This is a genomic window from Enterobacter sp. QK-SA4 (assembly GCF_056856775.1).
On sequence record NZ_JBXFXH010000007.1, the window covers coordinates 590,344 to 604,298 of the forward strand.

Here is a 13,955-nt window from a genome sequence, read left to right on the forward strand (position 1 = left end):
ATTCTGTAAAGGGGAAAAGATGAGTCAGGTATTGATTACAGGTGCTACCGGGTTAGTGGGCGATCATCTGCTGCGGCTGCTGATTCAGGATCGCCGCGTGAACTATATCGCCGCACCGACGCGTCGACCGCTGGCGGACATATCCGGCGTCTTTAATCCGCACGATCCTCAGCTGACCGACGCGCTGGCGCAGGTGCAGGATCCCATTGATATCGCCTTTTGCTGTCTGGGCACCACGCGGCGGGAGGCGGGCAGCAAAGAGGCATTTATCCACGCCGACTATACGCTGGTGGTGGATACTGCGCTCACGGCGAAAAAGCTGGGGGCCAAACATTTTCTGGTGGTCAGCGCGCTGGGCGCCAGTGCCGGGTCGCCTTTCTTCTACAACAAGGTGAAGGGCAAGATGGAGGATGCGCTGATTGCGCAGAAATGGGAGCAGCTGACGATTGTGCGCCCCTCGATGCTGATCGGCCACCGGGACGAACGCCGGTTTAACGAGTCGATATTTGCCCCGCTGTTTCGCATTCTTCCCGGCAACTGGAAATCCATCGAGGCACGGGACGTCGCGCGCGCGATGTTAAAAGAGGGGCTGGCCCCGTCGAAAGCGGGCGTAAACATTATCCCTTCGGCAAAACTGCGTGAAATCGCTCAGGGCGAGGCGTAAACTCCCCCGGCTAATAACCTAATACTCTCCGGGGAATGCTATGACTGGTCAGTCTTCATCTCAGACGGCAACACCTGTTCAGTGGTGGAAGCCCGCACTCTTCTTTCTCGTGGTCATTGTTGGCCTCTGGTACGTGAAATGGCAGCCGTACTACGGCAAAGCCTTCACCGCCGCCGAAACGCACAGCATCGGTAAATCTATTCTCGCACAGGCTGATTCCAGCCCGCTTCAGGCGGCGTGGGACTACGCCATGGTCTACTTCCTTGCCGTCTGGAAGGCCGCCGTCTTAGGCGTGATCCTGGGGTCACTGATTCAGGTGCTTATCCCGCGCAACTGGCTGGTGAAAACCCTTGGGCAGCCGCGCTTTCAGGGCACGCTGCTGGGGACGATTTTCTCGCTGCCGGGCATGATGTGTTCCTGCTGCGCCGCGCCCGTGGCCGCAGGGATGCGCCGTCAGCGCGTGTCGATGGGCGGCGCGCTGGCGTTCTGGATGGGGAACCCGCTGCTCAACCCGGCAACGCTGGTGTTTATGGGCTTTGTGCTGGGCTGGCATTTTGCGTTCATCCGTCTGGTCGCCGGGCTACTGACCGTACTGGTGGTGGCGACGCTGGTGCAAAAACTGGTGAAGGATACTGCCGCAGAACCCGCAGCCGTTGAGCTGGACGTCAGCGAGCCGCAGGGGGAATTCTTTGCGCGCTGGGGCAGGGCGCTATGGCAGCTTTTCTGGAGCACCATCCCGGTCTATATCCTGGCGGTACTGGTTCTGGGGGCGGCCCGCGTCTGGCTCTTCCCGCATGCGGATGGCGCTATCGACAACACGCTGATGTGGGTCATTGCGATGGCCGTTGCAGGCTGTCTGTTTGTGATCCCAACGGCGGCGGAGATCCCGATTGTTCAGACCATGATGCTGGCCGGTATGGGCACCGCGCCGGCGCTGGCGCTGCTGATTACGCTGCCGGCGATCAGCCTGCCGTCGCTTATCATGCTGCGTAAGTCGTTCCCGGCGAAAGCGCTGTGGCTGACCGCAGGGCTGGTGGCGTTGAGCGGGGTGATGGTGGGGAGTATTGCGTTGATGTAAAAAAAGCCCGGTGGCGGTGACGCTTACCGGGCCTACAAAAAAATCCCCTCAAGCGAGGGGATTTTTTTTATTTGATGTAAGTAAACGCGGTGGTGACGTGCTTCACGCCGCTCACCCGGCTGGCGATATCGGCCGCCGCTTTCCCTTCACGGTCGGTCACCAGACCCAGCAGGAACACTTCGCCGTTTTCAGTCGTCACTTTCACATTGGAGGATTTCACCTGGTCCGAACCCAGCAGCTGGGAACGCACTTTGGTGGTGATCCAGGTATCGGAAGAGGCGTCACCCAGGCCAATTGGCTTGCCCTGACGCACTTCGTTAAACACCTCTGTGGTACCTTCTACGCCCATCGCAATCTGTTTCGCACGAGAGGCGAGCTCCAGTTTCGGCGCCTGGCCTGCCAGCAGCACTTTGCCCTGATAAGCCGTCACGTTGATACGCGCTTCTTTCTTGATTTGTTCGTCTTTCGACAGCGCACTGTTGACGCGCAGCTCCAGCGTACCGTCATCCACCTGCGTCCCCACGGAGCGCGGATCGGTCGCTGCTTTGGTGCCCACTGCAGCGGTGCCCACAACGGCCGCAGCGATACATCCCTGAAGCAGTAACGCAGACATAAGGACTGCGAGGGTCGATAAAGCCTTCATAAGAACTCCTTAATCATCCTGGTGAGGGAAAAGCGTGTTATCGATCAAATCACATAAGCAGTTCACCGTGAGCATATGCATCTCCTGAATACGCGCGCTCCGGTGAGAAGGAATGCGGATTTCCACATCCTGCGGCCCAAGCAGACCCGCCAGCTCACCCCCGTCATAGCCGGTTAAGGCCACGATTGTCATGTCGCGGGTGACGGCGGCTTCAACGGCTTTGACAATATCCCGGCTATTGCCGCGCGTGGAGATGGCCAGCAGCACATCTCCGGCGTGACCCAGGGCTCGCACCTGCTTTGCATAAATTTCGTCATGCAGACGATCGTTAGCAATCGCCGTTAAGACCACATTATCGGTATTAAGTGCAATGGCGGGTAAACTCGGGCGTTCTGTTTCAAAGCGATTGATCATGCTGGCAGCAAAATGCTGTGCGTTGGCGGCAGACGTGCCGTTGCCACAACAGAGGATTTTGTTGCCATTAAGCAGGGATTGCACCAGCGTCATTGCGGCACGCGAGATAGCATCCGGAAGGGCTTCCGCCGCGGCAATCTGAGTCTGGATGCTTTCTGTGAAGCACACTTTAATTCTTTCGAGCACGTTATCCCTTTTAAATCTTAATTATGCGTCTTCGCCAAAAGCGTTTTTAAGCCATTCGATCTTATTTCCGGTGAAGGCTATCACATCGAACCGGCAATCCACAGTATCAAAGCTCCCATTATGGCGGGCAAGCCACAAGTGGGCAGTCTGTAATAATTTATGTTGTTTGGCGAGCGTCACGCTGGCGGCAGCACCGCCAAAACGGGAGGACTGTCGAAAGCGGACTTCTACAAACACGATGACCTGACCGTCTTTCATGATCAGGTCGATTTCGCCGCCGCGCCCGCGGACGTTAGCGGCGATAAAGCGCAGTCCTTTGCCTTCAAGCCAGCGACGCGCCTTTAACTCCCACGCATCGCCGGTCTCTTTACGGCTTAACTGGCCGGGACGATTTGCCCCTGCTGGTATTTGAGCCATGATAACTTCCTGTTGATCACGCAGTCCTGAGTCGCGGTCAGATCGCCGGTGTTGCCGTTAAGCTCAAAGCCCGGCACCTGACGCATCTGGGTAAAGTGGTTCGCCAGCGCCCAGGCATCGACACCCATCGCATACAGACGCGCCAGTGAATAATCGTTACGTACGGTACTCAGCGCCTGCTGCATCAGCGCCGGGTTGCTGCCTGCCAGCATCGGGATTTCGCTGTACTGCAGACCGTCCATTTCCAGACGGAAATCCGGGCCTGCGGTGCCCTGCGCGCTGCGCGAGCTGGCGTAGAGCGTTGCGCCGCTCTGGCTGCCGTTACGCATCGCGATCATCGGTTTGATAAAGGCGATCTCCTGCGGCGTGGCAACGATATAGGCCGCATCTACTTTACCGCCACCGCTAATCTGCGCATCGGTAGGTGGGGCAGGGATCGTCAGGCCGCCAATCGTCACGCTCTGCTGCTGCGGCAGGCTTGCGGTGACCGGGCTACCGTTAAGCGCGATACCCGCCCCGCCGTTGACGCCCGCGCGCAGTTCAGAGACGGAACCGAATTTCTGCTGCAGCACCACGCCGCCGCCGAGCTTCTGCCACTCATCGGCAAAGGCATTGGCCACGCGATCGCCCAACGCGCTGCGTGGGATGAGCAGCAGCGGAGCCTGCTTACCCTGCTCGTGAATATGGCGCGCCGCATCGCGGGCTTCATCTTCAGGGGAAAGCGCGAAGTAGCAAATATTGGCCCGGTTCTGAACCTGCTCAGGCTGGTTGAGCGCCAGCACGTTCAGCGTGGTATTGCTCTTCATCAGCTCTTCCACGTTGTTTTTCAGCAGCGGACCGACAACGATGCTCGCCCCGTCCTGTTGAACCTGCGCCAGAACCTGATCAAGCGGCTGCGAGCTGGTGTCGTAAATTTTCAACTCAGCGCCCGGGTTGGCGCTGGTGGTTGCCACGGCCTGCGGCTGCGCAGCAGGTTGGGCCGCGGGTTGTGCAGGCTGCGGTTGAGGCTGTTCTGCCGTTGCGTCAGACGCTGGCGCCGATTGCGTCTCGGCCGGAGCCTGAGTAGCGGGTGCTGTAGTAGCCGGGGCTGCCGCAGCCGGTGCAGCTGTAGCCGGAGGCGTCGTCGGGGCCGTCACCGGGTTTTGCATCGTACCCTGCGCCGGCGCTTGCGCCGTAGTCAGGTCGCTGGTCTCCGCTGCGGACGGGCTGACCACATCATTCACGTTAGCCGCCTGGGCCGCCTGCGCGGGAACCGCGCTGCCGGTTACCGAGGTGGTACCGTTTTTCGCGGCTTCAAAGCCCTGCTGAATGGTACGGCCAAACACCGCCGCCTGGCCGTTGAGCGGCAGAAGCAGAGCGATTTTGCTGGTGGACGCTGGCTTAAAGTTCTGCACGTTCACCAGTTGGGTTGGCAGCATTTTCGCACCCGGGTTTTGCGGGTAGCGCGTCTGCCAGTCCGTAATACCGGCTTTCAGCATCTTTGGATCGCTGCGGTTGTTAAACCACATCTGCTGCAGATCCAGCCAGCCCTGAAGGACGTTTTCATCGGCGTTGATGACCAGCGCCTGCGCCTGTTCCTGGGTCATCGAGGCAAGCGCTTGCCAGGTGGCATCGATATTTTTCTGCTTGTCGGCACCGCCGAGCAGCGGCTCTTGCGCGACGAGGGCGCGGAGCAGCGTCAGGGAAGGGCGCCCCTGCTCCGCGGTAATGCCCGCCTGCCAGAAGCGAGCCTGCTGATTTTTATCCAGCGCGCTCACGTCAATATCCCCGAGGATCTTCTTCGCGGCGGCGTAATCTTTCAGCGCGACCTTCAGCTCGGCAGAGAGCAGGCTCTGCTCACGACGCTGGGCGTCATTAAGATCTTTTGGCAACTGGTTAAACAGTTCGGCTGCCTGCTGGGTTTTACCCTCTTTCAGCAGTGCACGAATGGCGAGTAATTGCCAGTTGGTCTTGGTATCATTTGAACTCTGCGACATTTGTTGCAGATAAAAGCCAGAATCAGCCTGAGCAGAACCCTGAAGATGGGCGGTGCTCTGGTCAGGTGCCTGGGTGCCACAGCCTGCAAAGATCAGGGCTGCCAGCAGAAGAGGCACGCTGCGCGTGGCTTTTTTTCGAAGAAACGTTAACGGTACCATACTGTATCCAGTGATTTTTTTTACGCAATGCTCAATATTAAATCGGCAATACGGACGAAACAATGAAACAACACGAAACGGCAGATAATTCTCAAGGCCAGCTTTATATTGTACCTACTCCTATCGGGAATTTGTCTGATATTACCCAACGTGCGCTCACCGTACTGCAAGCTGTTGATTTAATTGCTGCTGAAGATACCCGCCACACCGGCCTGCTGCTGCAACATTTCGCGATTAATGCCCGTTTGTTTGCTCTGCACGATCACAATGAGCAACAAAAAGCCGAAACGCTGGTGGCGAAGCTGAAAGAGGGGCAGAACATTGCCCTGGTCTCCGATGCCGGTACGCCGCTGATCAACGATCCCGGCTATCACCTGGTGCGTACCTGTCGTGAAGCCGGTATTCGCGTTGTGCCGCTGCCGGGGCCGTGCGCTGCCATTGCTGCGCTGAGCGCGGCGGGTCTGCCGTCTGACCGTTTCTGCTATGAAGGCTTCCTGCCTGCTAAATCCAAAGGCCGCCGTGACGTGTTAAAAGATCTGGAAGCGGAACCGCGCACCCTGATTTTCTACGAATCCACGCACCGCCTGCTGGAGAGCCTGGAAGATATGGTGACCGTGTGGGGAGAAGCCCGCTACGTGGTGCTGGCGCGCGAGCTGACCAAAACCTGGGAAACCATTCACGGTGCCCCAGTGGGTGAACTGCTGGCGTGGGTGAAGGAAGACGAAAACCGCCGCAAGGGCGAAATGGTGCTGATTGTCGAAGGGCATAAGGCGCAGGAAGACGCGCTACCAGCCGACGCGCTGCGCACGCTGGCGCTGCTGCAGGCGGAACTGCCGCTGAAGAAGGCCGCAGCGCTGGCGGCGGAAATTCACGGCGTGAAGAAAAATGCGCTGTATAAGCATGCGCTGGAGCAGCAGGGGGAGTAAGCCCCTGCCGCCTGTTTTGCCGGGTGGCGGCTGCGCCTAACCCGGCCTGCAGATCGTTATGCGTGTTTTAGCTAACTGGCACCGCCTCAAACACCAGCGTTTCCAGCGGCTGCAGCGTAATCACCACCGCGTTTTTATACTCCTCCGGTACGGTTGAATTACTGCCGTACACCGCTTTCAGACGAAACTGCGCCGCGTTTCCTGTCGGGATTTCAAAATCTTTTGTTAAATCCAGGTAGTAGCTTTGCGGCTTATCCGACGGGTTACGCAAGCCGAGAATCGCTTTGTCCTTGCTCCAGGATGCCCAGCCGTAAACCTGCAGCGCGGTTGGATCGCCACCAATCCAGTGTGTATCCACCAGCACGCCGGCGTTTTCCCGCGACCACTTCGCGGCCCGCGCCAGGGTGTCCCACTTCGCCTTATTCAGCATTGAAGGGGTGATATACAGCTCCTGCAGCTGGGTTCCGGTGGCGAAGTAGCTCCAGACCTGATCGGCAAAGTCGCTGTCCGTTTGCACCTTCTCCAGCCCGTAATAGGCGTTTTCCGCGCTAACGATCCCGTGGTACATCAGCGAGTTCAACGGGAACAGCGGCCCTTTGCGAACAATGGAGCGGTACGTTTCCGCATCGCGGTAGGTCATCCACTGCTGCACCGGCGTGCCGGGACCGTACAGGTTGATGTCATCGCCCTGGCGCCAGATGGAATCAGCGTAGAACAGCCAGGACGGGCTGGCGTTGGTACCTGTCGTCAGGTTAATAAACAGATTCGGGTTGGCGCTGCGCATGTTGTGCAGCAGAGCGATAGAGGCGTCAAAATCCGAGGCGAACGGGCTGCCCTTAATATGCGAATTGGCATTACCCATCCCGTCCAGCTTGAACGAGGTAATGTGCTCGTTTTTAATTAGCTTAACGATCTGCTCATTGAAGTTTTTAAAATAGTTTGGGCCTGACAGCGCCAGCTTCCCGTCTACCGTTTCGAAACCGTACTCTTTTGCATGCGAGACGCGAGTGTCGCGCGGTTTGTTATATCCACCCCACGGCGAGAGCCACAGTCCAACGGAGCTGTGCATGCTGTCGGCTTTTTCCCGAACTTTGCTAAAACCGTTGCTGAATGCCGGGCCAAACAGCCAGCGTCCGGTCAGGTCATCCCAGCCATCGTCAAGCAGGAACGCATCCAGCGCCACGCCGCGCCCGGTGATAAATTCCTTATTCCATTCATCCATCCGCCCCAGCACGTCCTGCTCGGAGTACGGGGTAAAGAAGCCGATATCCATCCAGCTGTTGTAGTGTAAATAAGGCTTATACGGACGCGGGCGGACGGCATCAATAAACTGGTTTACGCTGCGGCGCAGCTGGCTGGTCTCCGGGAAGGTGCCGAACCAGATGGTAAAGCTGACCGGCGACTCTGGCTGAATCGGCGTTTTCAGCTCTACGTTGAGATTGGTGGTCGCTTCATAGGCGTAAGTGTTAACGATGGGCTTGTCCGGCAGAATAAAGAACGAGTCTGCGACGATCGGCGAGCTGTTAATCGCCCCGTCTACGTAAGGTGCCTGAGCCTGCTTTTTGGTCGGGAAGAAGGTAATTTTTGCCACGTCTCGCGGCTGACCAACGGCGGCAACGGTGTAGTCGATGCTGGCGTATTTCCCCTTCACCAGGTTCAGCTTCACCGTTACGTTAAAGCCCGGATGGGTGAAATCGATGACCAAGCCGCTGTCCTGCTTTTCGACATGCTTGATTTTAAAATCAGCGGTGTGGATTTTCGTCTCGTCCGGCAGCGTCAGAAAGAACAGCTCCTGCGGCGTGAGCGGATGGTTAGCCCTGGTGTCCTTAACCACTACCGTTGAGTTTGCATCATCAAATGACAGAGCAATATTGTCGTTACCGAGCGCGTAGTTCGCGGCCACCGCGCTATGGGAAACGCACATGGCCAGCACTGAGAGTGCGAGGATTTTTTTCATCAGCGTAAGCTCCTTTTTAATCAGGCTTCTGCCGGAAGCAGCAATCGGTTTGCCGAGCCGCAAACGGCGATCTTGCTTCTGACCACCTCTTTCATGGCGTCCATGCCGACCCGCATATAGAAGCGCGGATCGTTGCCCTGCGGGTTTTCGGCAAACCAGGCCTTAACCGCGTCAGAGAAAGCAATTTTCAGCTCGGTCGCCACGTTGACTTTGCACACGCCCAGCTCGATGGTGCGGCGAACAAACTCATCCGGCACATCGCTCGCGCCGTGCAGCACCAGCGGCACGGTGACCACTTCGCGAATTTCCGCCAGCCGCTGGAAGTCGATTTTCGGGCGTTTGGTATACAGGCCGTGGGCGGTGCCGATGGCGACGGCGAGGCTGTCTACGCCGGTCAGTTCGACGAAGCGTTTTGCCTCCTGCGGATCGGTGAGGAATGCGCTTTCCGCGTCCACGCTCATGTCATCTTCCATGCCGCCCAGACGGCCCAGCTCGGCCTCGACGCTGCAGTCGTTGAGGTGGCAGAAATCGACCACCGACTTCACCAGCTTCACGTTTTGTTCAAACGGGTAGTGGCTGCCGTCGATCATCGCGCTGCGCACGCCCGCGTTGACCTTGCGGCGAATATCGTCCAGCGATTCGTGGTGATCGAGGTGCAGCGCCAGCGGCATGTCGTAGGTGTGGGAGTAGGCGCTGCACAGGGCGTAGATCTCTTCCAGCGCAATATGCTTAAAGGTGCCCGGCGTGCCCGCGAGGATCACCGGCGATCGCATTTCGCTGCACGCTTCGAGGATCGCCTGGATCGTCTCCGCGTTGTGGATGTTGAACGCCGGAACGGCGTAGCCTTTTGCCTGCGCGTCCTGCAGAAGATATTTCGTCGAGATAATACTCATAATCAGATCCTCTTAAGCCTGCCACGGATGAATAACGACGCCCTGCACCACGCGGTTGACCGTCCCGCTGGCCGATGGCGTATCGGGCGTAATGCCTGCGCTAAGCGACTGGGTGAGCGCAAAGACCTGGGCATACATCAGGAAGCAGAACGCCTGTTCCATATCGATAAACGGACGTGAAGGCGGCAGCAGAATGTGCGGACCCGCTTCAATGACCGGATCGTTTTCAGCGGCGATGGCGACGACGCGCAGAGCCTGGCGATCGCGGCGCAGCTCGGCCAGCAGATCCAGATCGTACTGACGCGTATATGGATGGCTGGAGATGAACACCACCACCAGCGTTTCATTGTCTACCAGCGACTTCGGCCCGTGACGGAAGCCCGTAGGGGAGTCGTAAAATGCCGCCAGCTTGCCCGCCGTCAGCTCCAGCACCTTCAGCGCCGATTCGCGCGCCGCGCCCTGCAGGCCGCCGCTTCCCAGATACACGATCCGTTTCCACGGTTCGCTGCCAAAGACGCCGTGGCTGAAATCCCCGAGCGAGGCGAGGATCGCCTGACAGCGATCGGCGACGTCGCGGAAGGTGTGGCTATTGATCGTTTCCGGGGCGAACACGGCCAGACAGCTCGCCATCATGGTGGTGATGCTGCTGGTCATCGCGAACCCGCGATCGTGCGTTTCGGCAGGCATCAGCAGGGCAAAGGCGTTATCGCTGTCGACGGCGTTCTGGTACAGGCTCCCCGCCTCGTTGCAGGTAATGGACAGGTGGTAGCACTCCGGCACGAACTGGTTTGCCAGCTCAACGGCCGCGACGCTTTCCGGACTGTTGCCGGAGCGGGCAAACGAAACCAGCAGCAGCGGGTGCCCAGGGCTGAAGTAGTCCATCGGGTTCGTGACCAGATCGGTTGTCGGGACGGCGGTGAAGTTTTTCCCGGTGTGGCTTGAAAGCCATGGCGCAATGATATCGCCGATAAAGGCGGACGTGCCCGCGCCGGTCAGGACGATCCGCAGATCGCGCTTGCGCAGCAGCGGCGTCAGGAAACTGTCGATCGAAGCACGCAGGTTATCGATGTTGTTGAGCGAGCGGATCCAGCTGGCAGGCTGCTGGCGGATCTCTTCCTCGGTCCAGGTGCCGGTTGTGGTGGCGGTAGTGGTTTGTTGCATAACTCAGTCCTTAGTCGTGTGAATTCCACATCAGACGCTGGCAATCATGGCGCTATCTTTCGTTTCGTTTCACTTGTTCACTTAAGCAGTTAAATAAAATCTATAGAAAAGAAATCGAAACTTCAATGAAAGAAAAGAAATAAAACGAAAAGTGTGATCGTGAAAGGAAAGGGAAAATTTAAGGAAAGGAAAAGAAAGGCCTTACGGTTTCAGGCCGTAAAGCCAAAAGGAGACACAATGAAAGGGCTAAAGGGGGAGAGCCTGGCCCTGAATCCAGATCCGCTGGAGGTGTAAACCCCCGTCCAGCGCAATAATATTGGCGCGTTTGCTCGGGGCTAAGGATCCAAGCTGACCGTCAACGCCCAGCAGCCGGGCAGGGTGCAGCGAGGCCATATGGATAGCGTCTTCGGCGGTGACGCCCGCGTACTCCACCATATTCCTGACCGCGGCATCCAGCGACAGCGTGCTGCCCGCCAGCCCGCCGGAGCCGGTTCGAACCACGCCGTTTTGCATCGTGACCTCTTCACCGCACAGGGTATACCGACCGTCCGGCATACCTGCCGCCTGCATGGCATCGGTAATCAGCACCACGCGATCCTGAGCGCAGCAGCAGCATAAACGCATCGCTCCCGGATGGACGTGGTGGCCGTCGGCAATCAGCTCCAGCCACGCCCGTTTGTCCGTCAGCCCTGCGCCGACCATGCCGGGCTCTCTGTGGTGCAAACCCGTCATACCGTTGTAGCAGTGCACCAGCCCGTCGGCACCCGCATCAAACGCGGCGAGAGTTTGCCGGTACGTAGCAGCGCTGTGGCCCAGCATGACGCGGATACCGCGCTGTTTAAGATGATGAATCGCCTGCAGCGCGCCGGGTTTTTCCGGCGCGAGCGCCACCACCCGTAGCGTGCTCTGTGAAACGTCAATCAGCCTGTCCAGCTCGGCGATATCCAGCTCCCGGAACAGCTCGGGCGGATGCGCCCCTTTGTTCTGGGGCGTAAAGTACGGTCCTTCCAGATAACTGCCCAGGATCTGCGCGCCGGGTCCGCCGGACTGACTGCGCCGGGCGATACGCATCAGTGCGCTGTGGATGGCTTCCATCGGCGCGGTCACGGTGGTGGGCAGAAATGCGCCCACGCCTTCACGCGCTTTATGCATCGCCAGGGTGTCCAGCACGTCGGGCACATCATCCATGACGTCCACGCCCGCGCCGCCGTGGACGTGCGTATCGATATACGCCGGGCAAAGCAGCTCCGCATCGCGCGCCGTAACGCCCGCCGGGATGGGTTCAATCGCCGCAACCGCGCCGCTTTCAATGCGTAGCTGGTGGTCGTCCAGCCAGCCCTGTTCGGTAAGGATCCGTCGCGCGCGCAGCAGCTGGCTCATATCCCTTCCTCAGCCGGAGCTTCCTCGCGACAGCGCCCCAGCTCGTCGACCAGGCTCGTCAGGCCGCGGTGCCCGCACTCCAGCGCCTGCAGACGAAACGCCTCGCTGCTTAATCCGTCGCGCTCCAGCACCATCTCCAGCAGCAGCTGCAGGTTGGTGCCGGTAATCACTTCGCTACCCGGCCTTTGCATCGCGAGCGTTGACGCCACGCGGAACGGCGTGCCGCCGAGCAGGTCGGTGAGAAACACAATATCGTGCTCTGCATCGAGTTCACTCACTGCCTGCTCAAGCTGAGCGGTCAGCCGCGCGGTGGTGGAGGTTTCCGGAAAATCGATGGCAATAAACTGCGGCTGTTCGCCCAGGATCTGCTTCATCGCCTGCTCAAGCCCGCTGGCAAAACCGCCGTGACCCGTCAAAATAATGCCTAACATCGCGACCTCTTTACTTTTACAGGAAGTGACAGAATTTACCGACAACGCCCAGCAGCACGGTGATACCGATCAGCCGCAGCGGGCTCCAGCCGCGGCTTACCAGCCAGAACATGGTCAGGGTGTAGACCAGCGGCAGGAACGCGGGCATCAGCTTGTCGATGACGTCGGCCTGCAGTTTGACGACCGCATCACCCGCCTTGATTTCGAGCGTGGTATTGAGGCGGACGTAGGTTGCCACCAGCGCGCCAATCACCGTCACCCCGACGATAGACGCTGCGTGGCCGACCTTTTTAGTGTTGGCTTTAATCAGCGGAATGGCCGCGACGCCCATCCGGTAAGCGTAGTGCGCCAGGCCAAAGCGCAGACCGAGGTGTACCACGTTAAACAGCACGATAAAGACCACCGCGCCCAGAATCGAACCCTGCAGCGCCAGGCTGGCACCAATACCGCCGCAGATGGGCAGCAGGGTCAGCCAGAACATGGCATCGCCAATACCGCCAAGCGGCGCGCCGACGGCAATTTTGGTGCTCTGGATGCTGTTCACATCCTGCTTGGATCGCTCCATCGCCAGAATGATGCCGATAACAAAGGTCACCAGGAACGGGTGGGTGTTAAAGAAGCCCATATGGCCTTTCATCGCCCGCGCCAGGTCCCGCTTGTTGGTGTGGATCTTTTTCAACGCGGGCAGCAGCCCGTACAGCCAGCCGGAGGCCTGCATACGTTCGTAGTTAAACGAGGCCTGCAGCAGCATGGAACGCCAGGCCACGCGGTTGATATCCTTTTTCGTCAGCTCGGCACCGATGTTCTGGTCTTCGTAGACGTTTTCATTCACGCCGGTCAGCAGCGTCTCTTCGCTTTCAGACACGCCCGGCAGGGTGGTGTGGTTAGATGCCATCTTCGAATTCCTCTTTCTGGGCCGCAGAAGCCGTCGGTTCAGGTGATTTACGCATCAGGTCGATCAGCGCCATCGCCAGCGCGGCCGCCGCAATCGCCAGCACCGGAAGCTTGAGCCAGGCGGCGGCGACAAAACCAATAATGAAGTAAGGGATGTAGACGTTTTTCATCATGATCTTCAGCAGCACGGCGAAGCCGATGGCTGGCATGATGCCGCCCGCGACGCCGAGACCGTCAATCAGACGCGCTGGCAGAACGTCAATGGCGGTTTTCGCATGTTCCGCACCGAAGTAGATTGGCAGGAACGCGCACAGAAAATAGAAGATGCCGAGCGCCAGCAGCGCAAGATAGTTAACCCGTTCAATTCCGTTGGTGTCTGCATTGGCCGCCATGCGATCGCAGCGCGACATGACGCCGGACATCACCGAGAAGAGGAACGTAATCCCCATCTGTACCGCAACGGCAAACGGCACGGCGACACCAACCGCGACTTCTGGCTTCACGCCGGTGCTGATGGCAAACGCGGTCCCCACGATGGTGCCGATAATGACGTTAGGCGGCTGGGCACCGGCGAGCGGGGCCAGCCCCATCCAGACCAGCTCTAACGTACCGCCGGTCAAAATGCCGGTGTGCAGATCGCCCAGAATCAGGCCGACCAGCGGCCCGAGCACCACCGGGCGGTGCATGTGCGTTAACCCGTTAAACATATCCAGACCGGCGATAAAGGCGAGTATGCCCAACCCCAGCGCCTGCAACAGACTGATTTCCATTGTGAA

14 protein-coding genes are annotated in these 13,955 nt (G+C 58.8%); 3 read left to right on the top strand and 11 right to left on the bottom strand.

All coding sequences use genetic code 11. The annotated features are described in order from the left end of the window. Positions 1-19: 19 nt before the first annotated feature. Complete coding sequence (locus AC1VYI_RS04395; RefSeq protein WP_023309320.1) at positions 20-664, top strand: NAD(P)H-binding protein; 645 nt, start codon at positions 20-22, stop codon at positions 662-664. Between the two features lie 40 nt (positions 665-704). After that, positions 705-1,742 (top strand): permease, encoded by a 1,038-nt coding sequence (locus tag AC1VYI_RS04400; protein ID WP_134867113.1) that lies wholly within the window; start codon positions 705-707, stop codon positions 1,740-1,742. Between the two features lie 67 nt (positions 1,743-1,809). Here AC1VYI_RS04400 and dolP read toward each other — a convergent pair whose 3' ends face one another. From dolP to AC1VYI_RS04420, 4 genes are read right to left on the bottom strand one after another with little or no spacing between them, the layout of a single operon-like run. Then, a complete protein-coding gene (gene dolP / locus AC1VYI_RS04405; RefSeq protein WP_134867114.1) occupies positions 1,810-2,385 on the bottom strand; it encodes a division/outer membrane stress-associated lipid-binding lipoprotein in 576 nt (191 codons plus the stop codon). 9 nt (positions 2,386-2,394) lie between these two features. Next, positions 2,395-2,985, bottom strand: coding sequence for a DnaA initiator-associating protein DiaA (gene diaA / locus AC1VYI_RS04410; RefSeq protein ID WP_003861754.1), 591 nt, complete (start codon positions 2,983-2,985; stop codon positions 2,395-2,397). Positions 2,986-3,006: 21 nt separating this feature from the next. Next, on the bottom strand, positions 3,007-3,402 hold the full coding sequence (locus AC1VYI_RS04415; protein ID WP_023309317.1) for a YraN family protein: 396 nt from the start codon (positions 3,400-3,402) through the stop codon (positions 3,007-3,009). After that, positions 3,360-5,537 (bottom strand): penicillin-binding protein activator, encoded by a 2,178-nt coding sequence (locus AC1VYI_RS04420; protein WP_134867115.1) that lies wholly within the window; start codon positions 5,535-5,537, stop codon positions 3,360-3,362. The genes AC1VYI_RS04415 and AC1VYI_RS04420 overlap by 43 nt, the downstream gene beginning before the upstream one ends. Positions 5,538-5,599: 62 nt before the next feature. Here AC1VYI_RS04420 and rsmI point away from each other — a divergent pair, with 62 nt between their 5' ends. Further along, on the top strand, positions 5,600-6,463 hold the full coding sequence (gene rsmI, locus AC1VYI_RS04425; protein ID WP_023309315.1) for a 16S rRNA (cytidine(1402)-2'-O)-methyltransferase: 864 nt from the start codon (positions 5,600-5,602) through the stop codon (positions 6,461-6,463). Between the two features lie 67 nt (positions 6,464-6,530). On the opposite strand, the gene AC1VYI_RS04430 is transcribed toward rsmI, so the two are convergent. From AC1VYI_RS04430 to agaW, 7 genes are all read right to left on the bottom strand, one after another. After that, entirely contained in the window at positions 6,531-8,420 is a 1,890-nt protein-coding gene (locus AC1VYI_RS04430; protein ID WP_134867116.1) for an alpha-galactosidase, read from the bottom strand. A gap of 20 nt (positions 8,421-8,440) precedes the next feature. Beyond that, positions 8,441-9,313 (bottom strand): tagatose-bisphosphate aldolase subunit KbaY, encoded by an 873-nt coding sequence (gene kbaY / locus AC1VYI_RS04435; RefSeq protein WP_023309313.1) that lies wholly within the window; start codon positions 9,311-9,313, stop codon positions 8,441-8,443. Positions 9,314-9,325: 12 nt separating this feature from the next. Continuing rightward, positions 9,326-10,474 carry an SIS domain-containing protein gene (locus tag AC1VYI_RS04440; protein ID WP_134867117.1) on the bottom strand — a complete coding sequence of 383 codons (1,149 nt, stop codon included), beginning with the start codon at positions 10,472-10,474 and terminating at the stop codon, positions 9,326-9,328. 246 nt (positions 10,475-10,720) lie between these two features. Continuing rightward, complete coding sequence (nagA, locus tag AC1VYI_RS04445) at positions 10,721-11,854, bottom strand: N-acetylglucosamine-6-phosphate deacetylase (protein WP_134867118.1); 1,134 nt, start codon at positions 11,852-11,854, stop codon at positions 10,721-10,723. Continuing rightward, complete coding sequence (gene agaF / locus AC1VYI_RS04450) at positions 11,851-12,285, bottom strand: PTS galactosamine/N-acetylgalactosamine transporter subunit IIA (protein WP_045355421.1); 435 nt, start codon at positions 12,283-12,285, stop codon at positions 11,851-11,853. Before agaF ends, nagA begins: the two co-directional genes overlap by 4 nt. A gap of 16 nt (positions 12,286-12,301) precedes the next feature. Continuing rightward, complete coding sequence (gene agaE / locus AC1VYI_RS04455) at positions 12,302-13,180, bottom strand: PTS N-acetylgalactosamine transporter subunit IID (protein WP_134867119.1); 879 nt, start codon at positions 13,178-13,180, stop codon at positions 12,302-12,304. After that, complete coding sequence (agaW, locus tag AC1VYI_RS04460) at positions 13,170-13,949, bottom strand: PTS N-acetylgalactosamine transporter subunit IIC (protein ID WP_134867120.1); 780 nt, start codon at positions 13,947-13,949, stop codon at positions 13,170-13,172. Before agaW ends, agaE begins: the two co-directional genes overlap by 11 nt. Positions 13,950-13,955 lie beyond the last annotated feature (6 nt).